At 64.9% G+C, this 21,657-nt stretch carries 28 protein-coding genes and 1 tRNA gene; 16 read left to right on the top strand and 13 right to left on the bottom strand.

The window, feature by feature from the left end:
• Positions 1-30: 30 nt before the first annotated feature.
• The 6 genes from ureC to CHB90_RS08140 all read left to right on the top strand — a co-directional run bounded on the left by ureC (position 31) and on the right by CHB90_RS08140 (position 5,223).
• A complete protein-coding gene (gene ureC / locus CHB90_RS08165; RefSeq protein ID WP_089277367.1) occupies positions 31-1,740 on the top strand; it encodes an urease subunit alpha in 1,710 nt (569 codons plus the stop codon).
• A 95-nt stretch (positions 1,741-1,835) separates the two neighbouring features.
• On the top strand, positions 1,836-2,423 hold the full coding sequence (locus tag CHB90_RS08160) for a hypothetical protein (protein ID WP_141135822.1): 588 nt from the start codon (positions 1,836-1,838) through the stop codon (positions 2,421-2,423).
• Entirely contained in the window at positions 2,420-2,890 is a 471-nt protein-coding gene (gene ureE, locus CHB90_RS08155) for an urease accessory protein UreE (RefSeq protein ID WP_089277365.1), read from the top strand. The genes CHB90_RS08160 and ureE overlap by 4 nt, the downstream gene beginning before the upstream one ends.
• Positions 2,886-3,521 (top strand): urease accessory protein UreF, encoded by a 636-nt coding sequence (locus CHB90_RS08150; RefSeq protein ID WP_170941010.1) that lies wholly within the window; start codon positions 2,886-2,888, stop codon positions 3,519-3,521. Before ureE ends, CHB90_RS08150 begins: the two co-directional genes overlap by 5 nt.
• Positions 3,518-4,129 carry an urease accessory protein UreG gene (ureG, locus tag CHB90_RS08145; protein WP_089277363.1) on the top strand — a complete coding sequence of 204 codons (612 nt, stop codon included), beginning with the start codon at positions 3,518-3,520 and terminating at the stop codon, positions 4,127-4,129. Before CHB90_RS08150 ends, ureG begins: the two co-directional genes overlap by 4 nt.
• Positions 4,130-4,131: 2 nt before the next feature.
• Positions 4,132-5,223: an NAD(P)/FAD-dependent oxidoreductase gene (locus CHB90_RS08140; protein WP_089277362.1), complete on the top strand. Its 1,092-nt coding sequence runs from the start codon at positions 4,132-4,134 to the stop codon at positions 5,221-5,223.
• Positions 5,224-5,450: 227 nt separating this feature from the next.
• Here the strand turns inward: CHB90_RS08140 and CHB90_RS08135 are convergent, their stop codons facing one another.
• Positions 5,451-5,885 (bottom strand): RbsD/FucU family protein, encoded by a 435-nt coding sequence (locus tag CHB90_RS08135; protein WP_089277361.1) that lies wholly within the window; start codon positions 5,883-5,885, stop codon positions 5,451-5,453.
• Between the two features lie 211 nt (positions 5,886-6,096).
• Between CHB90_RS08135 and CHB90_RS08130 the strand changes: the two genes are divergently transcribed.
• From CHB90_RS08130 to CHB90_RS08120, 3 genes are all read left to right on the top strand, one after another.
• Positions 6,097-6,792: a hypothetical protein gene (locus CHB90_RS08130; RefSeq protein WP_089277360.1), complete on the top strand. Its 696-nt coding sequence runs from the start codon at positions 6,097-6,099 to the stop codon at positions 6,790-6,792.
• Positions 6,793-6,820: 28 nt separating this feature from the next.
• A complete protein-coding gene (locus CHB90_RS08125) occupies positions 6,821-7,276 on the top strand; it encodes a hypothetical protein (protein ID WP_089277359.1) in 456 nt (151 codons plus the stop codon).
• A gap of 105 nt (positions 7,277-7,381) precedes the next feature.
• Positions 7,382-7,786, top strand: a complete 405-nt coding sequence (locus CHB90_RS08120) for an acyl-CoA thioesterase (RefSeq protein WP_089277358.1) — start codon at positions 7,382-7,384, stop codon at positions 7,784-7,786.
• 2 nt (positions 7,787-7,788) lie between these two features.
• Here CHB90_RS08120 and CHB90_RS08115 read toward each other — a convergent pair whose 3' ends face one another.
• A complete protein-coding gene (locus tag CHB90_RS08115; RefSeq protein WP_089277357.1) occupies positions 7,789-7,995 on the bottom strand; it encodes a cold-shock protein in 207 nt (68 codons plus the stop codon).
• 301 nt (positions 7,996-8,296) lie between these two features.
• Between CHB90_RS08115 and CHB90_RS08110 the strand changes: the two genes are divergently transcribed.
• Entirely contained in the window at positions 8,297-8,770 is a 474-nt protein-coding gene (locus CHB90_RS08110; protein WP_089277400.1) for a DUF2938 domain-containing protein, read from the top strand.
• Positions 8,771-8,905: 135 nt separating this feature from the next.
• On the opposite strand, the gene CHB90_RS08105 is transcribed toward CHB90_RS08110, so the two are convergent.
• Both CHB90_RS08105 and CHB90_RS08100 read right to left on the bottom strand, forming a co-directional pair.
• Positions 8,906-9,382 carry a hypothetical protein gene (locus CHB90_RS08105; RefSeq protein ID WP_089277356.1) on the bottom strand — a complete coding sequence of 159 codons (477 nt, stop codon included), beginning with the start codon at positions 9,380-9,382 and terminating at the stop codon, positions 8,906-8,908.
• A gap of 193 nt (positions 9,383-9,575) precedes the next feature.
• On the bottom strand, positions 9,576-9,968 hold the full coding sequence (locus CHB90_RS08100; RefSeq protein ID WP_089277355.1) for a DUF1036 domain-containing protein: 393 nt from the start codon (positions 9,966-9,968) through the stop codon (positions 9,576-9,578).
• Between the two features lie 297 nt (positions 9,969-10,265).
• Here CHB90_RS08100 and CHB90_RS08095 point away from each other — a divergent pair, with 297 nt between their 5' ends.
• Positions 10,266-10,925, top strand: coding sequence for a hypothetical protein (locus CHB90_RS08095; RefSeq protein WP_089277354.1), 660 nt, complete (start codon positions 10,266-10,268; stop codon positions 10,923-10,925).
• 114 nt (positions 10,926-11,039) lie between these two features.
• Here CHB90_RS08095 and CHB90_RS08090 read toward each other — a convergent pair.
• Both CHB90_RS08090 and CHB90_RS08085 read right to left on the bottom strand, forming a co-directional pair.
• A tRNA-Ala gene (locus CHB90_RS08090) sits at positions 11,040-11,115 on the bottom strand.
• 194 nt (positions 11,116-11,309) lie between these two features.
• Positions 11,310-11,633, bottom strand: coding sequence for a TIGR02300 family protein (locus CHB90_RS08085; protein ID WP_089277353.1), 324 nt, complete (start codon positions 11,631-11,633; stop codon positions 11,310-11,312).
• Between the two features lie 105 nt (positions 11,634-11,738).
• Here CHB90_RS08085 and CHB90_RS08080 point away from each other — a divergent pair, with 105 nt between their 5' ends.
• Positions 11,739-12,428, top strand: coding sequence for a M48 family metallopeptidase (locus CHB90_RS08080; protein WP_089277352.1), 690 nt, complete (start codon positions 11,739-11,741; stop codon positions 12,426-12,428).
• A 26-nt stretch (positions 12,429-12,454) separates the two neighbouring features.
• Here CHB90_RS08080 and CHB90_RS08075 read toward each other — a convergent pair whose 3' ends face one another.
• Positions 12,455-12,943 carry a J domain-containing protein gene (locus CHB90_RS08075; protein WP_089277351.1) on the bottom strand — a complete coding sequence of 163 codons (489 nt, stop codon included), beginning with the start codon at positions 12,941-12,943 and terminating at the stop codon, positions 12,455-12,457.
• 233 nt (positions 12,944-13,176) lie between these two features.
• On the opposite strand from CHB90_RS08075, the gene CHB90_RS08070 reads away from it, so the two are divergent.
• Both CHB90_RS08070 and CHB90_RS08065 read left to right on the top strand, forming a co-directional pair.
• Positions 13,177-13,824, top strand: coding sequence for a GntR family transcriptional regulator (locus CHB90_RS08070; protein ID WP_089277399.1), 648 nt, complete (start codon positions 13,177-13,179; stop codon positions 13,822-13,824).
• A gap of 60 nt (positions 13,825-13,884) precedes the next feature.
• Positions 13,885-14,970 (top strand): cation:proton antiporter, encoded by a 1,086-nt coding sequence (locus CHB90_RS08065; RefSeq protein ID WP_089277350.1) that lies wholly within the window; start codon positions 13,885-13,887, stop codon positions 14,968-14,970.
• A 46-nt stretch (positions 14,971-15,016) separates the two neighbouring features.
• On the opposite strand, the gene CHB90_RS08060 is transcribed toward CHB90_RS08065, so the two are convergent.
• The 4 genes from CHB90_RS08060 to CHB90_RS08045 all read right to left on the bottom strand — a co-directional run bounded on the left by CHB90_RS08060 (position 15,017) and on the right by CHB90_RS08045 (position 18,415).
• Positions 15,017-15,430, bottom strand: coding sequence for a thioredoxin family protein (locus tag CHB90_RS08060; RefSeq protein WP_089277349.1), 414 nt, complete (start codon positions 15,428-15,430; stop codon positions 15,017-15,019).
• A gap of 22 nt (positions 15,431-15,452) precedes the next feature.
• On the bottom strand, positions 15,453-16,166 hold the full coding sequence (locus tag CHB90_RS08055; protein WP_089277348.1) for a cytochrome c biogenesis CcdA family protein: 714 nt from the start codon (positions 16,164-16,166) through the stop codon (positions 15,453-15,455).
• Between the two features lie 85 nt (positions 16,167-16,251).
• Complete coding sequence (locus tag CHB90_RS08050; RefSeq protein ID WP_089277347.1) at positions 16,252-17,448, bottom strand: hypothetical protein; 1,197 nt, start codon at positions 17,446-17,448, stop codon at positions 16,252-16,254.
• 4 nt (positions 17,449-17,452) lie between these two features.
• A complete protein-coding gene (locus CHB90_RS08045; protein WP_089277346.1) occupies positions 17,453-18,415 on the bottom strand; it encodes an acetyl-CoA carboxylase carboxyltransferase subunit alpha in 963 nt (320 codons plus the stop codon).
• Positions 18,416-18,537: 122 nt separating this feature from the next.
• On the opposite strand from CHB90_RS08045, the gene CHB90_RS08040 reads away from it, so the two are divergent.
• On the top strand, positions 18,538-19,401 hold the full coding sequence (locus CHB90_RS08040; RefSeq protein ID WP_089277345.1) for an AraC family transcriptional regulator: 864 nt from the start codon (positions 18,538-18,540) through the stop codon (positions 19,399-19,401).
• Here CHB90_RS08040 and CHB90_RS08035 read toward each other — a convergent pair.
• A complete protein-coding gene (locus CHB90_RS08035) occupies positions 19,398-19,991 on the bottom strand; it encodes a LysE family translocator (RefSeq protein WP_089277398.1) in 594 nt (197 codons plus the stop codon). The genes CHB90_RS08040 and CHB90_RS08035 overlap by 4 nt on opposite strands.
• A 72-nt stretch (positions 19,992-20,063) precedes the next feature.
• Here CHB90_RS08035 and CHB90_RS08030 point away from each other — a divergent pair, with 72 nt between their 5' ends.
• The gene (locus CHB90_RS08030; RefSeq protein WP_089277397.1) at positions 20,064-20,516 is read left to right on the top strand and encodes an Lrp/AsnC family transcriptional regulator; all 453 of its coding nucleotides are present in this window, start codon (positions 20,064-20,066) and stop codon (positions 20,514-20,516) included.
• A 37-nt stretch (positions 20,517-20,553) separates the two neighbouring features.
• On the opposite strand, the gene CHB90_RS08025 is transcribed toward CHB90_RS08030, so the two are convergent.
• Positions 20,554-21,513, bottom strand: a complete 960-nt coding sequence (locus CHB90_RS08025; protein WP_089277344.1) for an L-malyl-CoA/beta-methylmalyl-CoA lyase — start codon at positions 21,511-21,513, stop codon at positions 20,554-20,556.
• Between the last annotated feature and the right edge of the window lie 144 nt (positions 21,514-21,657).

Raw genomic sequence — 21,657 nt, 5'->3', positions numbered from 1 at the left:
CCGCCCGTCGACCCCAAGGACGAGGACACAATGCCTGCCATTATCAAACGTTCCGACTATGCCGCCATGTTCGGCCCCACCACCGGGGACCGGGTTCGGCTGGCCGATACCGACCTGATCATCGAGGTCGAAAAGGATTTCACCACCTACGGTGAAGAGGTGAAATTCGGCGGCGGCAAGGTGATCCGTGATGGCATGGGGCAGGCGCAGACCTCCCGCGCCGGGGGGGCGGTGGATACCGTCATCACCAACGCGCTGATCGTCGACTACACCGGCATCTACAAGGCGGATGTGGGCCTGAAGGACGGGCGCATCCACAAGATCGGCAAGGCGGGCAACCCGGATACGCAGCCCGGCGTGGATGTCATCGTTGGTCCGGGGACAGAGGTTATTGCAGGTGAGGGGCGCATCCTGACGGCGGGTGGCTTTGACAGCCATATCCATTTCATCTGTCCGCAACAGATCGAGGATGCCTTGCATTCCGGGCTGACCACCATGTTGGGCGGCGGCACCGGCCCCGCCCATGGCACGCTGGCCACCACCTGCACGCCGGGGCCCTGGCACATCGGGCGGATGTTGCAGGCGGCGGATGCCTTTCCGATGAACCTTGCCTTTGCGGGCAAGGGCAATGCCTCGCTGCCCGCAGCACTGGAGGAGCAGGTCAAGGCCGGTGCCTGTTCATTGAAACTGCACGAGGATTGGGGGACGACCCCCGGTGCCATCGACTGCTGCCTGAGCGTGGCGGATGCGATGGATGTGCAGGTCATGATCCACACCGATACGTTGAATGAATCTGGCTTTGTCGAGAACACGGTCGCCGCCCTGAAGGGGCGGACCATCCACGCCTTTCACACAGAGGGCGCGGGGGGCGGCCACGCGCCGGACATCATCAAGATCTGCGGCGAAGAGCATGTTCTGCCCTCCTCGACCAACCCGACGCGGCCTTTCACGGTCAATACGCTCGAAGAGCATCTGGACATGCTCATGGTCTGTCACCACCTCGACAAATCCATCCCCGAGGACGTTGCCTTTGCCGAAAGCCGCATCCGCCGTGAAACCATCGCGGCAGAGGACATCCTGCATGACATGGGGGCGTTTTCGATCATCGCCAGCGACAGTCAGGCCATGGGCCGTGTGGGTGAGGTGCTGATCCGCACTTGGCAGACTGCCGACAAGATGAAGAAACAGCGCGGGCGGCTGGCACAGGAGGTCGGCGACAACGACAATTTCCGCGTGCGCCGCTACATTGCCAAATACACCATAAACCCGGCCATCGCGCACGGGCTGAGCCATGAGATCGGCAGCATCGAGGAAGGCAAGCGCGCCGATCTGGTGCTGTGGAACCCGGCCTTCTTTGGCGTCAAGCCAGAGATGGTGCTGCTGGGCGGCACCATCGCCTGCGCGCAGATGGGTGACCCCAACGCATCCATCCCGACGCCACAGCCGGTATATTCCCGGCCCATGTTCGGTGCCTTTGGGCGCAGCGTCGAAAACTCGGCGGTGATCTTTGTCTCCGAGGCCGCGCAGGCCGAGGGGATCGGCGCGGAACTGGGGCTGGCCAAGCAGACGGTGGCGGTGCGCAACACGCGCAACATCGGCAAGAAGGATCTCAAGCTGAACGATGCCACCCCCAAGGTCGAGGTCGATCCTGAAACCTATGAGGTGCGCGCCGATGGGGAACTGCTGACCTGTGAACCGGCGACTGAACTGCCGATGGCGCAACGGTATTTCCTGTTTTGAGGTCTGAGGTGCGGCAGCGCCTGCCTTTGCTTGATCTCTGGCAGGCGCTCGCGCAACATTGCTCCGCGCCCGGCAGAACGAACTGGAGTATGACAATGCGTTTTCACGTTGTGGCCATGAGCCTCGTCCTTGCAATCCCGGCCCTGGCGGACTGCCCGGTGGCGTCCGATCTCGACACCGGCATCCGGTTTACCGTCGATGGCACCGATACCGAGGAATACCGCCAATCCGGCCCCGGTGTGGTTGAATCGCTTTATATTTCTGCGGATGGGGCGACCTCGCGCAGCCTGTTGGCGCAGGGGATTTACCTGATCGAATTGGTGGACATGGTGGACGGTAGCCCCGATCAGGACACCCGGACCACCTATGCCTTTCCCGGTCGGGCCGAGGATCTGGCCCTGCCCGCACCCGGGCAGCAGGTGGCCTATGACCTTGTCATGAACAGCCTTGGCGACCTGAAACAGGAACGCCAGACCTATGATTTCGGTCAGGCGGCGGTGATCAACTTCGGGGCCTGCGAATACCAGATGATCCCGATCGAAATCCGCTATGACCCGGATGAGTCCGGCAGCGTAGACCTGCTGTACTACCTGCCGGAGCTGGGCTTTTCCTACTTTGCGGGAACTGACCATGCCGACGGGTCGGACCGCTACATGTATTCCAATATCGAGGTGATCGAGTGACAGAGTTGCCCGTCGCCCAGACCCTGCATCGCGCCGGAGAATGGTCCGGGGCACATGACAGCTGTCGGCTGACCTATGACGCGCGGTTCCTGCGCCGCAAGGTGCTGACCACTGTCGCAGGGGAGCGTTTCGTCGTGGATCTGGAACAGACCACGTCATTGGATCACGGCGACGCGCTTGAACGGGGGGACGGGCGGTTGGTTGAGGTGATCGCTGCCGAAGAGGACTTGCTGGCCGTGACCGGCGATCTGGCCCGGCTGGCGTGGCATATCGGCAACCGGCACACGCCCTGTCAGGTGGCGGGCGAACGGCTGCTGATTCAGCGCGACCCGGTGATCCGGCACATGCTGGAGCATCTGGGCGCGACCATCACCGAGGTGTCGGAACCCTTTACGCCAGAGGGCGGCGCCTATGGGCACGGTCGCACCCACAGCCATGAGCACGGCCACACCGCCCATGCCCATTGACCACACTCTGCTGACCCTGACGCAATGGCTGTCGCCTGCCTATCCAGTGGGGGCCTTTGCCTATTCGCACGGATTGGAAACGGCGGTGCAGGCGGGGTGGGTGACAGATGCCGCCACGCTGGAGGCGTGGTTGCGGGACATCCTGTCCGATGGGTCGGGCAAGACCGATGCGCTGTGGATCTGGTTGGCGTGGCGGGGGGAGCACCCTGTGGCTGAGTTGGACGCGCTGGCCCGCGCATGGTCGCCTGCACAGGAACGCCTGCGCGAGGCAGAGCGGCAGGGCGCGGCCTTTGCCAAGGTCACCGCAGAGGTCTGGGGGCTGGACCTGCCACCGATGCTGCTGCCTGTGGCGCTGGGGGCGGCGGCGCGGCAGATGGGGATGGACCCGGAGCAGGCGGCGGCGCTGTATCTGAATGCCTTTGCGGGCAACCTGATCTCTGCCGCGCAACGGCTGATGCCTCTGGGCCAGACCGCAGCGCAAGGCGTGGTGTCCCGGCTGACGCCGCTGTGCGCCGATGTGGCCACCAGCACGGGGGCGTTGACGCTGGACGACATGTCCTCTTCTGCCTTTCTGTCTGACGTCGCCGCCATGCGACACGAAACACTTGAACCAAGGCTATTCCAGTCATGACCCAAATGAACGGCCCCTTGCGTATCGGCATCGGCGGACCCGTCGGTGCCGGCAAGACCACCCTGACCGCGCGGCTGGCCGAGCGGTTGAAGGATGAGTTTTCCATCGGCGTCATCACCAACGACATCTACACCCAAGAGGACGCTGAGGCGTTGATGCGGATGCAGATCCTGCCCGCCGATCGGGTGATCGGGGTCGAAACCGGCGGCTGCCCGCATACGGCGATCCGCGAGGATGCCTCGATCAACCTCGCCGCCGTGGCCGAGATGCGGCAGCGCCACCCAGAGGTGCAGGTGGTGCTGATCGAGTCCGGCGGCGACAACCTGTCGGCCACCTTCAGCCCGGAACTGGCGGACCTGACGGTCTATGTGATCGACGTGGCCGCCGGGGAGGAAATTCCGCGCAAGGGCGGCCCGGCTATCACGCGGTCAGACCTGCTGGTGATCAACAAGACCGATCTGGCGCCCTATGTCGGGGCCTCGTTGGAGGTGATGGAACGGGATGCCACGCGGATGCGCGCGGGCCGACCGTTTGTGTTTTCCGCCTTGAAGGGCGGCGAAGGTGTGGACAAGATCCTGCGCGAAATAAGGGAAATCGCGGGGCTTTAACCATGTCGCAGGACATCATCGTAATCGGCGGCGGGATCGCCGGGATCAGCGCGGCGGCGGAACTGGCCCGCAGCGCCAAGGTGACGGTGATCGAGGCAGAGCCGCAGATTGGCTATCACTCGACCGGGCGTTCGGCGGCGATCTTTATCCGCAACTATGGCAACTCGGTCCTGCGCGCGTTGAACGCGGCGGCCTATCCGGCACTGGCTGGCGACCTGTTGGGGGACAGCGTGCTGTCGCCACGGGGCGAGTTGATGCTGGCCCGCGACGAGGAATTGCAGGTTCTGGAGGACTATCTGGACGGCTCAACCGGGATCGACCGGCTGACGGCGGCAGAAGCCACCGATTTGGTGCCGGTCCTGCGCACCGACCAGATCGCGGCAGCGATGCTGGAGCGGGACGCGCAGGGCATCGACGTCGACCGGCTGTTGCAGGGCTATGCGCGGCTGTTTCGGTCGCGCGGCGGCGCGATTGAGACCGGCGGCCGGGTCACGGCCATCACGCGGGACGGCACTGGCTGGCGGGTCGAGGTGGGGGGACAGGTTTTTACCGCCGGGATCGTGGTCAACGCGGCGGGCGGCTGGGCCGATCAGGTGGCGCAGATGGCAGGTGTGGGCCCCGTGGGGCTGGTGCCGAAACGGCGCTCTGCGGTGATCATGGCGCTGCCTGCGGGCATTGACCCGGACGGCTGGCCGCTGTTCGGGTCCATCGCCGAGACGTGGTACGCCAAGCCAGAGGCGGGGCGGTTGATGATCTCTCCGGCGGATGAAGACCCGGTGACACCGGGGGACATTCACGCCGACGACATGGTGCTGGCCGAGGGGCTGGACCGCTTTTCGCAGATGGTGGATGTGCCGCTGGTGCGTCCGTCCCATAGCTGGGCTGGGATGCGCAGCTTTGTGGCGGACAAGACGCCGGTGGTGGGGATGGACCCCGATGCGGCGGGCTTTTTCTGGCTGGCCGGGCAGGGTGGCTATGGGGTGCAGACCTCGCCTGCGCTGGCGTGTCTGGCGGCGGCCCTGTGCCTTGGCGAACCGCCTACTTTGACGGCGGATGTGGTGGCTGCGCTGGCCCCGGACCGATTGCGCGGCTGACCGGGAAAACCGCTTGTTTTCAGGGGGCGACGGGCGGCTTAGAACGCCGCCCAATCGGTAAAGCGGTAGGTTTGCGGCTTGGTGTTGCCGGGGGTGGGCGTGGTCGGCTGGGCGGGGCTGGGTTGATTGTGCTTGGTCATCTCAGGTCTCCTTCTCTGCCATTGAATGTGGGGCAGACGAGGCCTTTTCGACAGTCATGTTTCCAATACCTGTCAGGGATGTGACCGTTAGCGCGGCGGGATGACCCCCTTTTTCAGGATGATATTGCCATAAAGCCTTGATTCCCCAGTCTGAATCACCGCAAAGGTCGTCTTGGCGCGCTCGTAAAAGGCAAAGCGTTCCAGCGTTGCAATGGGTGCGGGATGGTCGGCCGCGCGGTCGATAATACCCTGAAATTCCTGCACGATTTCCGGAATGGCATCCGGGTCGTCGACCACTTGCATGGTCTGTGATGGGTCGCTCACGAAACTGTCGAGCGGCATCAGCGTCAGCACCGCTTCCAGCACATCCGTTGCGGTGATGCCGTCCAGGCGATGCACCTTGCACCCCATTGAATAGGCGGGGAAATTCGCATCCGAAATCACGATCTCATCGCCGTGGCCCATGGCCCTCAGCGTGTGCAGGATGTCGGGGGACAGGATGGGGGGCACGTTGTGCAGCATGGGCGGAACCTCTGGAATACCCGACCATGAAAAACGCCAAAGCCGCGCAGCGCAAGAGCAAACCGCGCCGGGACGTGTGGCGCCACACGCTCGGCGGGGCCTTTGGACTGTCGGGGTGGCGGTATTGTGGACGGCCTTGAGGCGGCAGAGGCTTTGCGGCAAAGCTGGGCGGCGGCCTGCGGGCCGCGTGTTGCGGCAAAAGGGACAGGCCATGCCAGAGCTGATGGAAGGTGCGATTTTCTTGGCGATCGTGACGGCGGTTGTGGTCCGGGCCGTGGTCAATCGCTCTGGCACGCGGCGACTGCCGCTTTGGGCTACGGCGCTGGTCGGTGTTGCGACTGCATGGCTGGGGATGCCCGCCTTGGCCTGGGCACAGGATCTGTGGCGGTCGACCTCCTGGCTGCCTGAAATCACCAGTGGGGCGCTGTTCATCGGGGTCTGGGTGGCGCTGATTGCGGCGGTGCTGTTCGAACGCAAGGGCGCGCCGCGCCGGGTGCCGTTGTGGGCGGCGGCACTGGCGGGGGGCGTGGCGACATTTGCGGTGCCGCCGCTGCTGGACGCCGTCACCGGCTCTTATCAGCGCGCGTCGTTCCGGTCGGATGTGAATCACTGCACGCGCGGGATGCTGGGGCAGGTACAACCGCAGGACGTGACCAACACTTGCGATTTTCCGATCACCGTCGGGTTGTGCTTGCCGACCGAGCAAAACCCTGACCCCTGCGCGCAATCAGTGACGATTGCGCCGGGAGAGGTGGCGCGGTTCGATCCCGGCACTGCGGGCCTGTCGTCGCTGCCATCCAACCCGGCCGGGTTGACCGTGGTCGCCTGCCGGCTGCCGCACCGGCCGTCGCGCACCCCCAAGGTGACGGGCCGGGGATTTGATGGCGTGTGCCTGCCAGCCGGATAAGGCGCACACGCGCGGGAAAGGAAAGCGGATGCTGACAGGTGTGTTGCGGTACGGGGTACTCTTCGTGGGTCTGTTGTTTGTCTGGTTTGCGACGCTGAGCGCCCGCTGGGGAGAGCCGCCGCCGGTATCGCTGTTCAGCCCGCGTCAGACCCTGACGGTGGAAACCGCGACGGTTGTCAGGTCGCCAGTCGGCAATGGCACGACGCGAACAGACCCAGTGATCACCGTGGAATGGCCGCGCGACAGCGGCACGCAGGTGGCCATCAATGGCCTGCTGGCGCTGACGCAACGGGGCAATGCAGAGCGGGCGCGCGCGTTGGTGGCAGACTATCCGCCCGGATCGGACATCCGGGTGCGCATTGTGGGTGGGCAGCCAATGGCCAACCGGCAGGATCTGTTCCGCACGGCGCATGCGGTGTTTCTGGGGCTGATGGGCAGCCTGATTGCCGGGTTTGGACTGGTGCTGAATCGGGCACTGAAATAGGCGCGGTGCGGCGTTTGGCTGGTCACATGCCGCGAATTGGGTCACTGATGGGACACGGTGTATCGCGCACAGCGGGCAGCCCGGTTCAACAAAGGGAGCAGGTCCATGGAAGAAAGCGGCCCAAAAGGCGAATTGACGCTGCGGACGCTGGCAATGCCGGCGGATGTGAATGTGAACGGCGACATCTTTGGCGGTTGGGTGCTGGCGCAGATGGACATTGCCAGCGGCATGGTCGCGGGCCAGCGCGCGCAGGGCCGGGTGGCAACCGTCGCGGTGGACGCCATGAAATTCATCCGTCCGGTCAAGGTGGGCGATGTGCTGTGCATCTACGCCCGATTGGTGCGGGTCGGGCGGACGTCGATGGCCATCGGGCTAGAGGCCTGGGCCCTGCGCAACCGGATCGGCAAGCGCGAAAAGGTGACAGAGGCGGTGTTCACCTATGTGGCCATCGACCACGAGGGCAGCAAGCGCGAGGTGCCGCCCGAGTCCGAAGTCCCGGGCGGCGCATAAGATCAGAGCAGTTCGATATCAGAGGAGCTCTCGCGGCCGTCACGGCCGGTTTGCATCTCAAAGCTGACTTTCTGGTTGTCGGCAAGGCCGGTCAGGCCGGACCGCTCGACCGCTGAAATGTGGACAAAGATATCCTTGCCGCCGCCTTCGGGCGCGATAAAGCCAAAGCCTTTGGTGGTGTTGAACCATTTCACGGTGCCAGTCGCCATCGTGATGTCTCCATGTTCGTGTTCTGCCGCACGCGGAAGTGCTGCGGCCCGGCATAGGTCAGAGCAGTATCGATTGCGCTGACACCGCAAGGCGGAGACAGGAAGACGATAGTGATAACGTAGCGCTCAAAAATTCTCAGATTCGGGGATTCGGATCAAGTGGGATCAATCAGCGGGTGGGACATTGCGCGGGCATCCCCGGTCGGCAGGGACGTCGCGCACAGGGGCAAGGCGGCGGCGGGATGGATTGCGGGCCCCGGCGGATTGCCCCATGTTGGCCCAAAGGTTTTTGGGGGGACAGATGGGCATTCTCATTGCGGGTATTCTGATCGGCATTGGCGGCACGATGGCGATGGATCTCTGGGCGCTGCTGCTGGCGCGGGTGGCGGGACTGCCACGGCCGAACTGGGGCAATGTCGGACGCTGGGTGGCGCATCTGTTCCGCGGCAGCGTGTTTCATGATGACATCGGTCAGGCCGCCCCGGTGGCGGGGGAACGCGCGCTGGGCTGGATCTTTCACTATGCGGTGGGCATCGCCTATGGCGTGATCTTTGCGCTGATCGCCGGGCGGGCGTGGTTTGGCGACCCCAGCTTTGTCCCGGTCTGGATCTTTTCGTTGCTGACCATCACCGCAGGCTGGTTCCTGTTGCAGCCGGGCATGGGGCTGGGCTGGGCCGCGTCGCGCACCGCGACACCGTGGAAGGCGCGCGGCATGGGGCTGGTGGCACATACGGTGTTCGGGCTTGGGATGTGGGGGGTGGCGCTGGCTGGATGAAGGCAGCGCCAAAGCGCCGCGAGACGGGTCCGGTCAACCGGGACGGAACCCTGTCGGGGTGGCCAACTGGCGCGATGCGCCAGTTGCCTGTGTGCCGTTCGGACGGACCTGCGCGCCTGAACGCAGGTGAACCATTCAGTTCATGGTCACTTTGCCGTTGATGATGTTGGTATAATCATCCCCTTCGCCGCCTGCGTCAAACGCGCCGCCGCCGGTGATCGAGGCCCATCTGCCGGTGCCGCCCAGCACCATCCAATCACCCAGAGTGCGACCTTCGGCGCTCATCCCGTTGGCCATCCACTTGATAACCGCGACGTCGTCGTTGGCATCGGTGTAGTGGCACAAGCCCTCGCCCGAGACGACGCCCTTGTCGACCAGGATCGCGCCAAAGCAGGGGCCTGTGGCCGATGCAAAGGGGTTGTCAGCGTCCTCGGTGTCGAAGCGATCGTAGCTCGACGTGACGTGGACCACGATCAGGCTCTCTGAGGCGGGCATGGCTACGGCTGTCGAACTGCCATGCCCGACACCGGATACGTTGACAGTTTCGGCCAAAGCCGGAGTGGACGCAAAAAAAACTATGGCCGCAAAGGCCGAAAAACGATTCAAATACATGATTGTCTCCTCCAGGATCCGCTCTGTTGTCGAGCGGTCGGGGGAGTGTAGCACATCAATCGGGGGAATCGCCGGACGCGGAACCTGCGGCTTGCCGATCCTGCCGATACCCATCCGACACGCATGGAACCGGCAGGCGGGCATCCTACGGCGTTCCCGCAAGACCGCAGGGCCTTGCGGGAAGAAAGTGCCGTCAGTTGCAGGTGAACCGTTCGGTCCATGTGCCCCAGTTGGACATGTCCATCCGGCGCGTGCGGAACCCGTAAGTATTGGACGATCCGCGAATGTGGTAGTGCCGGTCAGTCCCGGCCCAATTGATCCGCTCACTGATCGGCGCAATGCTCTCGCCATAGGTATAAAAGATCCGGTTGGTCGTTGTGGCGACAAAGGCCTGCTGACCGGGTTCCAATGTCCACCAGCCCTTGGTCACCCAATTGCCCGACATATCCCGGACGTGGATTGCGGTCTGGATGCGTCGCCAACATTCATTCTTGAAGTAGACGGCGAAATTGTTGTTTTGCGCAGCGGCTTCCTGCGCGCCGCTTGCCATCAAGAGGCAAAGCATCAGCCAAAAAAATCTATGCATCTGGATATCCTGAATTTTAGAACGTGCGTCTCAGGTTAGGCGAGGTCGGGCCATCGGGCAAGACTGGTTTCCCTGACCGCGGAACATGGCATGCAGGCTGTGTTTGACATGTGCGGTCGGGTCAGATGTCTCTGGCCGGACCGTTCGCGGGGCGCGACATGCCGGGGAGGGACGGCTTGGTCGGGACGCAATACGCTTGGGGCCGTGATTGACCGCGGCGCACCCCAACGGGAACTGCGGCTTGGAAACCAACCTTGCCGTTGCTACGCTCGTCTTGAATTTGCAAGGAGTGCTTTCATGTCGCCTCGTCGCACGCTGGGCCTGATGTGTGTTCTGTCCGGGCTCGCGTCCGGGGCATCGGCGCAGGATATCGATGTTTCGGTCATTCGCGCTGCTGGTGCCATCTGTGCCGCCGGGTTCAATCTTGAAACACAAAACCGGTTCGACACCCGGTTGACCACGGCGTTCACGGTACTGCGCGGCGGTCGCAGTTCCGCCGTCAACCCGGATCAGGCCGGCATGGTGCTGGAGACACTGACCTATGACCCGGCGGACGACGCCGAGGAAAGCTATATGAAATGCGTGTCGGAAACGATCCGGTCGGTTCTTGCGGTGTCGGACGCGGCGGTGGCAGCCGACAGCGGGCGCGAGGTGATCGACAGCACGCTGGTCGCCGATCCGCTGGATGTCATGCAAAGCGGCGACCGCTTTCAGATGGGGATCGGGGACAGCCGCGCCGTGGGCAGCCAGACGCTGTTGTTCGCCTTGCACAAGGTCGCGCTGTTCAATGGGCGCAACTACGTCACGATCACCAAGTCCGATGTCTTCGAGGCCACCAGCGAGACGGTCGAGGTATATCAGGCGACCACGCTGAAGCTGAACGAAAGCTGCGCGCTGAATCCCTACTCGATCGACCTGCAAGCAGAGCTTGCCTCGTTCCTGGTGATCTGCCGCTAAAGGGCGCGCGCCCGGTCACGTCGCCTGCAGTGTCGATGATGGCGCGCGTGGCCCCGGCGACGTCCAACCGGCATCCTTGCAAGGATGGTCCGGTACGATCACGATATTAGGGAATGGTGGAGCCTAGGGGGATCGAACCCCTGACCTCTACAATGCCATTGTAGCGCTCTCCCAGCTGAGCTAAGGCCCCGTTCCTTGGGCGACGCCACCGGCGTCGTGCCGGGGTGATTACGCAATGCCGCCGATGGGATCAAGCGGAAAATCACGGCGGATCGAGAATTTCACAACACCGTCAGGCCCCGTGTGGCCGGGTCACCTGGCCCACAAAAAACGCCGGTCGGAAAACCGACCGGCGTCTGTGCAAAAACCCCGAAGAGATCGGCGTCAGGAGTCGTCGTCATCGCTGGCGACGTCGGCGATTTCGTCCAGCGAAACATCGTCATCGTCGTCTTCGTCCTCGAGAACATCGTCGTCCTCAAGCTCGACGCCAACATCATCGTCTTCGGCCAGTTCGGCCTCTTCTTCGTCTTTCTTCGTCTTCGGATTGGCTGCATCAGCGGAATCCGCCGCGATCATGCTGCGCTTGCCGGTTTCGAGGTTGACCACCTCGCCGGTGTACGGGCTGACAATCGGGTTGCGATTCAGGTCGTAGAAACGTTTTCCGGTGGTGGGGCACACACGCTTGGTGCCCCATTCTTCCTTGGGCATGGGTGATCCCCTTCAACTCTTGTGTCTGTCGACAATCTATGCCCCCTGCCATATCAAATAGCGGATGTCAAAAGTTTTGACCGCAGGGAGCGAGGCTAGGGGCATATGGGGCAGATTACCTTGGCTGGCAACCCTTTGATCGCGGTTCAATTGCGCCGGTCGGCGCGCGCCCGCCGGTTGAGCCTGCGGGTTTCGCGGCTGGACGGGCGGGTGACGCTGACGCTGCCCAGTGCAGTGCCAGAGGCAGAGGGCGTGGCCTTTCTGCGCGCCAAGGAGGATTGGCTGCGCGGCCAGTTGGCGGATGTGACCGGGCCAGTGGCGGTGGTGCCGGGCCTGCGTCTGCCGGTTGAGGGGGTGCCGCATGAGATTCGCATCGGGCCGGGACGACGGGTGAGGCAAGAGGCGGGTGTGTTGTTTGTGCCCGGCTCCGAAGAACAGGCGGCGGCGCGACTAAAAGGCTGGCTGCGCACGCGGGCGCGTGACCGGTTGTCCGAGGCGTCAGACCGCTATGCGGCGCGGCTGGGCCGTGGCTATACCCGTCTGACGCTGCGCGACACGCGCTCGCGGTGGGGGTCATGCACCCATGATGGCGGGCTGATGTATTCCTGGCGTCTGATCCTGGGCCATCCGCAAGTGCTGGACTATGTCGCGGCGCATGAGGTGGCGCATCTGGCGCATATGAACCACTCCGCGGCCTTCTGGCGGCAGGTCGAGGCGCTGTATGGCGATTGGCGCGGGCCGCGCAAATGGCTGAAGGAGCACGGTACGGAACTGCACCGGTATCGGTTCGACTAGGCACCCCGTTTTTAGGCGCCTCGTATCTAGGCGCTCCGTATCATGACCGCCTGCGTGGCGGTTTCACAGATCTCCTGAACTTCGCCGTACTTGCGGCGCGCCTGCTCGGCCAGCCGGTTGCCTGCGCCCTGCAAGGCGGCCAGCGGTGGGGCCTGTCGGTTCGGGGTCTTCGCCACGCCGACGTCGCCCTGCGAGGGGGGAGGTGGGGTGTCAGGCGTTGGTCGGCCCGCGCGCAGGGCGTCCACTTGCCGTGTCCGCGTTGCGCGGGCCTCTTGTCGGCGCTGGGCTTCGCGCGCCTGGTGGATGCGCAGCTTTTGCGGGTTGTGCCAGCGCAGCGAATCGTAGGCATCGTTGATCCGAGACAGCCGCCGCGTGGCGGTGTCGATGTCGCCGCCCAGGGCATCGGGGTGGTTTGCCTTGACCAGCCGAACCCAGGCCTTGCGGATTGTGGCGAAGTCATCCTCAGGCGTCACGCCAAGAACGGTGTAGGCCTGTTGGGGGGCGATGCGGGTCATGGCGAATCCTCCGGGCGAGAGCTGTGGGATGGCCCGCCCCGGTCCTGCCCCCGCAGACCGGAAAAAAGCCGCTCAAACTGTTTATAAATTCGCGGCGAATGCTTTTCAGCTAAATTCTGAACGAAAGGTTAAGGCGTGCGGGGCCAAGATCAGGGCCAAGACCAGGACCGGGTGTGCGCCTGCGCGTCTGAGCGCCATTGACCGGGGTGCGAAACGTGATCACAAACACATCCATGCAAGGAACGCTCAGATCAGATGTTGCCGTCTCGGCCCATGACCGCGTCTATCGCGGCTTGCGCACGCGCATCATGCACGGCCAGATTGCCCCCGGTCAGGCGCTGACCCTGCGCGGCCTCGGGCGGGAATTTGGTGTCTCGATGACACCCGCGCGCGAGGCGGTGAACCGGCTGGTCGCCGAGGGCGCATTGCAGATGTCCAGCTCGGGGCGGGTCTCGACCCCCGAACTGTCCAACGAACGGATCGAGGAACTGGCCGCCCTGCGCGCCCTGATCGAGGTGGAACTGGCCTCGCGCGCGTTGCCACGGGCGCATATCGCGCTGATCGAGCGGCTGCAGACCATCAACGCCAGCATCGCTGACGTGGTGTCGAACCGCGACTCGGTCGGCTATATCCGCACCAACCTGGAATTTCACCGCACGCTGTATCTGCGCGCGCAGGCCCCGGCGATGCTGGCCATGGCGGAAACCGTCTGGCTGCAACTGGGGCCGACGATGCGGGCGCTGTATGGACGGCTGCGGCGCTCTGAGCCGCCGCAATATCACCGGCTGATCATCGCCGCGCTAAATGCCGGGGATGAGCCCGGCTTGCGGCTGGCGGTGCGGTCGGATGTGACACAGGGGTTGCGGATGCTGGCGGGCTAGTCCCGTTCGGCGTCGCCGCGCCGCATGGGCGCGCGCGCCGCGATGCACCATAGCAGAGCCATGGAACACGGACCGATCTTCATCGCGCTGGGCGGCTTGTTTCTGGCCGGGCTGGCGGCGGACACCTTGGGGCGCCGCACCCGCGTGCCGCGCGTCACCCTGCTTTTGCTCATGGGGGTTTTGGCCGGACCTGCGGCCCTTGGCTTGATCCCCGAGGTGGCGGTCGACTGGTATGAACCGCTGTCCATCGTGGCGCTGACCATGGTGTCCTTTCTGCTGGGCCTTGGCGCGTTGGGGGTTTCCGCCGCGATGGCACTGCTGATCGGCGCGGTGGCCACGGCGACCGACCCTGCCGCCATGCAGGAAACGCTGAGCGAGGCGGGGGCGCAGGACGGTTTCGCCGACACATTGCGCGGCATCGTCGCCATTGACGATGCCTGGGGGATGATCGCCTTTGCGCTGGCCATGGTCGCGGCGCAGGCATTGCAGAACGGCGGCTTTGACGCGGGTCACATGGTGCTGGCGCTATGGGAGGTCGGCGGCGCGCTTGCCCTGGGACTGGCGCTTGGCCTGCCTGCGGCAGTGCTCACCGGCCGGTTGAAACCCGGAGAGCCGACCCGGCTCGAGGCTTTGGGGCTGGTGTTCCTGACCGCCGGTCTGGCGCTGTGGCTGGAGGTGTCGTTTCTGCTGGCGGGCATGACGGTCGGGGCGGTGATCGCCAATCGCGCGCGCCATCATGAACGCGCCTTTCACGAGATCGAACTGATCGAACGCCCCTTCCTGATCCTGTTCTTCCTGCTTGCTGGCGCGTCGATGGATGTGCGGGCGCTGGTGGCCGTGGGCTGGATCGGGGCCGCCTATGTCGTCCTGCGCATACTTGGGCGGCTGGCGGGCGGCTGGCTGGGTGGCTGGATGGGCGGCCTGAGCGCGGTAGAGCGGCGCTGGATCGGCCCGGCGCTGTTGCCACAGGCGGGGGTGGCCGTCGGCATGGCGCTGGTCACCTCGGTCGAGATGCCAGAGTTGGGGGCCACGCTGTTGACCCTGACCATCGGCACCACGGTGGTCTTTGAACTGATCGGCCCGGTGGTGACCCTGCTGGCCCTGCGCAAGGTCCAGCAGGCCGAAACCTCAACCGGGCAGGGCTGAAAGGGGGGGGCTGGTGCGGGGGCCCGTAACCCCCCCCTGCGGGCCGTCAGGCCATCGCCGCGCCCAGGGCCGTGTCCATCAACCCCTTGATAGAGGCGCGCGAGGTCTGCGCGACAATGCGGCCCAGCTCTGCCTCCCCCTTCAGCACAACCAGCGTCGAGCGGCGCGGGATGCGCAGCGACTTGACCAAGTCGGATTTGCCATAGGCGTCCCAATCCACATCGACAAAGGTGATGTGCTGCTCATAGGCGGCGTTTTCCTGCTTGAGCGCCTTGATCACCCGGTCCTGTGCGGCGCAGGTCGAACACCAGCTGGCCTTGAAGTCCAGAAAGACTGTCTCCCCCCGGCCAAGGCGCTCTGTCACCAGACCGGGGTTATAGCCCAGCGGGGCTGCGGCGGCGGCAAAGGGCAGGGCAAGCGCGCTGCCTGCGGTGAGGATCAGAAATTTGCGGCGGTCCATGGATAGGTCTCCTTGAAAGGGGTCAAAGGGCAACCGAAAGGTCGATCAGCCAAGCGGGCAGAACGCCGACCAGCCAGCCCTCGATCAGGTGGTGAAGATTGAAAAACAGCGCAAGGCCGACGGCGACAAAGGTCGCCCCCAGGATCGGGCGGGCGCGGATTGCCAGCGCGCGCAGGTGGGCGTTGTGGCGGCCAATCGCGCCGCGCGTGCCATAGGCCAGCCCCAGGATCAGCGTGGACACTCCCAGAGCAAAGAAGACCATGATCAGCGCCGCCCAACCAAGGTTCTGCCCCTGACTGGCCAAGGATATCGCGCCGCCCAGCGTCGGGCCGATACAGGGGCTCCAGACCGCGCCAAGCAGCATCCCGCCCAGAAACTGACCGCGCAGCCCGCTGCGGGCCACATGATCCATCTGCGCGTCCGCCCGCGCCGCCAGTCCGGCGGTGGCGGTTTCCATCAGCGCCGCGCCCTGCGGCAGCAGCAGCGCCAGACCGAACAGCACCATCAGCACCGCACCCGCCTTGGCCACCGTGTCCACGTCCAGCCCGATCACATGGCCAAAGGCGGTGATGCCCAGCCCCAGCACGACAAAGGACAGGCTCAGCCCGGCGGCCATCGCCAACGGGCCAAGGCGGCTGGCCTGCAAGGCGGTGGCAATGACAATCGGCAGCACCGGCACCACGCAGGGGTTGATCAGCGTCAGCAGGCCCGCGCCATATGCGAATATCAATTCCATGGCAGCGATATTGCCAAAGTTCCGCGCGCTGTCACCCTACGATGCCCTGACGACGCATCACGCTCGCGTGGGGGAATATGACAGGTCAGCGCCGCAGCAGGCGGGCCAACACACCGGGCCGGATGGCAAAACGGGCAAGATCGCGGGCAGTGTCGGGCAGGCCGCAGCGGTGCATCATGTCGGCAAACGCGGCATTCCGGGTGTCCCCGGTGATCCAGTCGCCCTGCGCGGCGATGGCCTGCAGCGCCTGCCGGTCAAGCTCTGACAGCCGGGACCGGCGGCGGCCCCGGAACAGGCCCTCGATGGGCGCACCGTCCGCCAGCACGGCCAACAGGGCACGAACCTGCCCGGTGGTTGCGGTCCCCGCGGCGCGGGCCCGCGGCAGGGCGGTGATGATCGCTTTGGCCGTTTCGACCCGGTGCGCATCGTCGCCGCGCCAGCGGGCTAGGCAGGTTGCAACCCGGTCCGCTGTCCAGCCGGGGCGCGGAAACAGCGCGCGGTCCGCCGTGTCGGACTGGTACAGCGCATCGCTGTGGCGCAATCCCTCCAGCAGAACGTCGCGCCGGGCTGCTTCCTTGACGGTCATGCTCAGCGCCGCCTCGACCCGGATCGGCAGCGGCTGCGCCGGGTCCAGCCAGCGCCGCAGGTGCGGATCAGCGGGGTCCACCTCGACAGAGCGCGACAGCTGACCCAGCGTCGCCAATCCGGCGCGTCGGACCGTCGGTGTGCCGGACCGTTTGATCGCGGCGAAGATGCGCGGTGCAGTGTCGGTCCCCGCCGCCGGAAATTCGGCCAGCAACATCAGCATCGCCGCCACCTGTGCGGGGGCGTCGCTGTCCAGCAGGGGCAAAAGCTGCGGCAAGGCGCGGGCGACGGCGGAGTGGCATTCGGCATCGACATGACGCGAGGTGCCAGAGGCGGCGCCGGTGTTATCGCGGTCCGTCGCACTGCCGGTCACATCGGCGTAAAAGGCGCGGGTGCTCTGGCCCTGCGCCAACATCCGCGCGCAGGACGGCGCGGCAATGGCGCGCAGCAGGTGTAGCAGGCCGGGGGTGCGCGGCCCGGGCCGCAGCGCCAGTTCCGCAAGGAACGGGATCGCCGCCACCGTGCCGCCATAACAACGACCCTGATGGCAGAGCGTATCGTCCAGCGTGGCAAGGGCGCGCGCGGCCTGCGATGCGCCACCCAGCGCCAGCGCCCGCAGCGCGGCGGGAACATCGGTGGCCGGGCCGTGGCCATGTGTCAGGCGGGCCCACTCCACCCGGTCCAGCCCGTCCAGCATCGGATCAGGCCGCCAGTCCCTTGGAGCCGAGGTTCAGGAACTTGTCCCGGCGGGTGCGGATCAGATCCTCGCGGCTCATGCCGTCCAGATCCAGCAACAGCGCGTTGAGCGCGGTGCGCACCGCGTCGATCGTGACCCCCGGCGCGCGATGGGCACCGCCCAGCGGTTCCGGGATGATGCGGTCGCAGACCCCCAACTGGTGCAGATCCTGCGCGGTCAGGCGCAATGCCTCGGCGGCCTCGCGCATCTTGTCGGCGTCCTTCCACAGGATCGAGGCGCAGCCCTCGGGCGAGATCACCGAATAGACCGCGTGTTCCAGCATCGCCACGCGGTTGCCTGTGGCAAAGGCCACCGCCCCGCCAGAGCCGCCTTCGCCGATCACCACAGACACCAGCGGCACGCCGATTTGCAGGCACTTTTCGGTCGAGCGCGCGATGGCCTCGGACTGGCCGCGTTCCTCGGCGCCCTTGCCGGGATAGGCGCCGGGCGTGTCGATCAATGTGACCACGGGCAGGCCGAACCGATCCGCCATGTCCATCAGGCGCAGCGCCTTGCGATAGCCCTCTGGCCGGGCCATGCCGAAATTGCGGGTGATGCGCGAATTGGTGTCATGGCCCTTTTCGTGACCGATCACCATGACGGGCCGGTCGTCCAGACGGGCCAGTCCGCCCATGATGGCCTCATCCTCGGCAAAGTTGCGATCACCCGCCAACGGAGTGAATTCGGTAAACAGCGCCTCGATGTAATCCTTGCAATGGGGACGTTCGGGATGCCGCGCGACCTGGCATTTGCGCCACGGCGTCAGCTTGGCATACAGGTCCTTGAGCAGGGTCTTGGCCTTGCCGTCCAGCGCGGCGGCCTCGGCCTCGACATCCATGTCCTCATTGTTCCGGGCCATGGCGCGCAATTCTTCGGCCTTGCCTTCGATGTCTGCCAGAGGTTTTTCGAAGTCGAGGTAATGGGTCATCGGCGTCTCCTTGCACGCCGCTATATGACCTTGCCGCGTTCCGGATGCAATAAAGCAAGATTTGTCGATCTGTCCCGCGTTATGCAGATGTCAGGCCCGGTCGCGCCGTGGGAGATGGGTATTTGAACAGAGAAGAAACCAAAGAGGCGCATCCCTATGAGGACCGTCTGCGCCGCGTGATCCAGTACATTTTTGACAATCCGGCGGGCGATCTTTCGCTGGATGCGCTGGCGGATGTGGCGGCGATGTCGCGGTTCCATTGGCACCGGGTGCATCACGCCATGACCGGAGAAACCTGCGCCCAGGCGGTGCGCCGCATTCGCGCCCATCGCGCCGCCTGTTGGCTGGTGCAAACCGATTGGCCGGTGGCGCAGGTGGCGGCTCAGGCCGGCTATGACAACCCCGACAGCTTTGCCCGCGTGTTTCAGCGACACTACGGCATGACGCCTGCGGCCTTTCGCGCCGCCGGGCGTCCCGATCCGCAATCCCCGATCCTCAGACAAGGAGTTCCTCAGATGTATCCCTTTGAAATCCGAGACTGCGCCCCCCAACGGCTGGCCGCATTGCCGCACAAGGGCGCTTATCCAGAGATTGGTCGCGCCTTTCAGCAGGTCGCGGCGGTCTTTACCGCACAGAACCTGTGGGGCCATGCGCGCGGCATGGTGGGCGTCTACTATGACAGTCCCGCCGACGTCGCCGAAGCCGAGTTGCGCAGCCATGCCGGTGTTATCGTGGTGGACGGGGTGTCGATGCCATCTGACCTTGAAGAGGTGCTTTTGCCGGGGGGGCGTCATGCGGTTTTGACGCTCAAGGGCCCCTATTCCGGGCTACAGGCGGCCTGGGATCATCTGTATTGCACCGCCCTGCCGCAAAGCGGCGCGGCCCCCGCCGATACCCCGCCCTATGAGGTGTATCTCAACGACCCGAGCGACACTGCGCCGGCCGATCTGATAACGGAGATCCATGTGCCGCTGGCGGGTGCCTAGCCCAGCAGGACCGGTGCCATGGCGGCCAGCAGCAGCGCCGCCATGGTCCAGTTGAAGAGGCGCAGGCGGCGCGGGTCCGCCAGCCAGCGGCGCAGCCCGGTGCCCAGCATGGTCCATGTGACGGCAGAGGCGGTGCCGATCACCGCATAAGTGGCCGACACCCAGGCCACCGCCGCCAGATCGCGGCTGGCGGCGTAAAGCGTGATGGCCCCCAGCGCCATCGACCACGCCTTGGGGTTGACCCATTGAAAGGCGGCAGCCTGCGCAAAGCTGAGCGGGCGGGCATTGGTGCGGGCCTCTCCGGGGGCGGCCTGATGGGCGATTTTCCATGCCAGCCACAGCAGATAGGCGACAGAAATGACCTTGAGCAGCGTGTAGGCGGGGGGCCAGACCTCGAACACCTGCATCACCCCCAGACCCACCGGCAGGATCATCAGCGGAAAGCCGTAGGCCACCCCCGCCAGGTGCGGCAACGATCGGCGCAGGCCGAAATTGGCCCCAGATGTCATCAGCATCAGGTTGTTCGGCCCCGGTGAAAACACGGTGGCGGCGGCAAACAGCGCAAGCGCAAGGAGGAGTTCAGGTGTCATGGCGCAATAAATGCACCGAAGCGGCGGCATGAAATTGCATTCTGCGGCGTATTTGACGTATCTGTGCAATCCATGAGCGACATGGATGCCCTTGACCGCAAGATATTGCGCGAACTCTCTGCCGATGGGCGGCTCAGCAACCTTGCGCTGGCCGACCGCGTAGGGCTGTCGCCCTCGGCCTGTCTGCGCCGCACCGCCGCGCTGGAGAAATCCGGGGTGATCAGTGGCTATCGCGCCGTGCTGAGCGCCGACAAGATCGGCATCGGTTTTGTCGCCTATATCACCGTCGGGCTGAACCAGCATACCAAACCGGCGCAAGAGGCGTTTGAGCGGGCGATGGCGGCGGCACCGCAGGTGCGTGAGTGCCACAACATCACCGGCCCGGTGGAATACATGCTGCGGGTCGAGGTCGCCGACCTGATCGCCTACAAGTATTTCCACACCGATATTCTGGGCGCGCTGCCGCAGGTGCGCACGCTGACGTCCTATGTGGTGATGGGGTCGCCCAAGGATGAGCGGGCGTAAGGGGCGCGGCCCATCCCGGACCGCGCCGCAACCGATCCTATTGACCGGCGATCATCTCGGACTGGCGCACGATCACCTCGGCCTGCTTGATGCTGGCGATGTCGACCAGGCGACCCTTGTAGACGGTTGCGCCTTCGCCTTTGGCTTTGGCCTCTTCCATGGCGGCAAGGATCTCGCGCGCCTCGTTTACCGCCGCCTCGGACGGGGTGAAGACCTCATTTGACAGGGCGACCTGTTTCGGGTGGATCGCCCATTTGCCGACCATGCCCAGCGTGGCGGAGCGCAGCGCCTGCGCGCGGAAGCCTTCGTCATCGCTGAAGTCGCCAAACGGCCCGTCAACCGGCAGCACGCCATGGGTGCGGCAGGCGGCGACAATCACGGCCTGCGCCCAGTGCCACGGGTCGGACCAGTGTTTCGCGCCCTCGCGGACCATGTAGTAGTTTTCCTGCGTGCCACCGATGCCGGTGGTCGCCATGCCCATCGAGGCGGCAAAATCAGCCGCGCCAAGGCTCATCGCCTCCAGCCGGGGCGACGCGGCGGCGATTTCCTCCACATGGGCGATGCCCGCGGCGCTTTCGATGATGACCTCGAACTTGACCGGCTTTTCCCGGCCCTTGGCGCGCTCAATGGCCGTCACCAGCGCGTCCACCGCATAGAGATCCCCGGCGCAGCCGACCTTGGGGATCATGATCCGGTCAAGACGTTCGCTGCCCTGTTCCAGCAGATCCACCACGTCGCGATACCAGTATGGCGTGTCGAGCCCGTTGATGCGCACCGACAGGGTCTTTTTGCCCCAATCAATCTCCGACAGCGCCTTGATGACATTGGCGCGCGCACTGTCCTTGTCCGAGGGGGCCACCGAATCCTCAAGGTCAAGGTTGATGACATCCGCCGCGCTGGCCGCCATCTTTTCAAAGATGGCCGGGCGCGATCCGGGGCCGAACAATTGGCAGCGGTTGGGGCAGGCGGGGGCGGGTGGCTGGATGCGGAACGACATTTCAGGGCCTCTCGGTCAGAAAATTGCGTGTATCTTGGCGTGAGGGTTATAAAACTGCGCGGCGACCCGCAAGGTCTTTTTGCAGGTGCAGAAAAATCCCCCTGTCGTTGCCCGAGACAAGGGGGTGACAGGAGGGGCAGAGGC

This window comes from Antarctobacter heliothermus (assembly GCF_900188425.1).
GTDB lineage: Bacteria > Pseudomonadota > Alphaproteobacteria > Rhodobacterales > Rhodobacteraceae > Antarctobacter > Antarctobacter heliothermus.
Note: the sequence above shows the minus strand (reverse complement) of the source record. Positions and strands in the feature narration are given on the sequence as shown.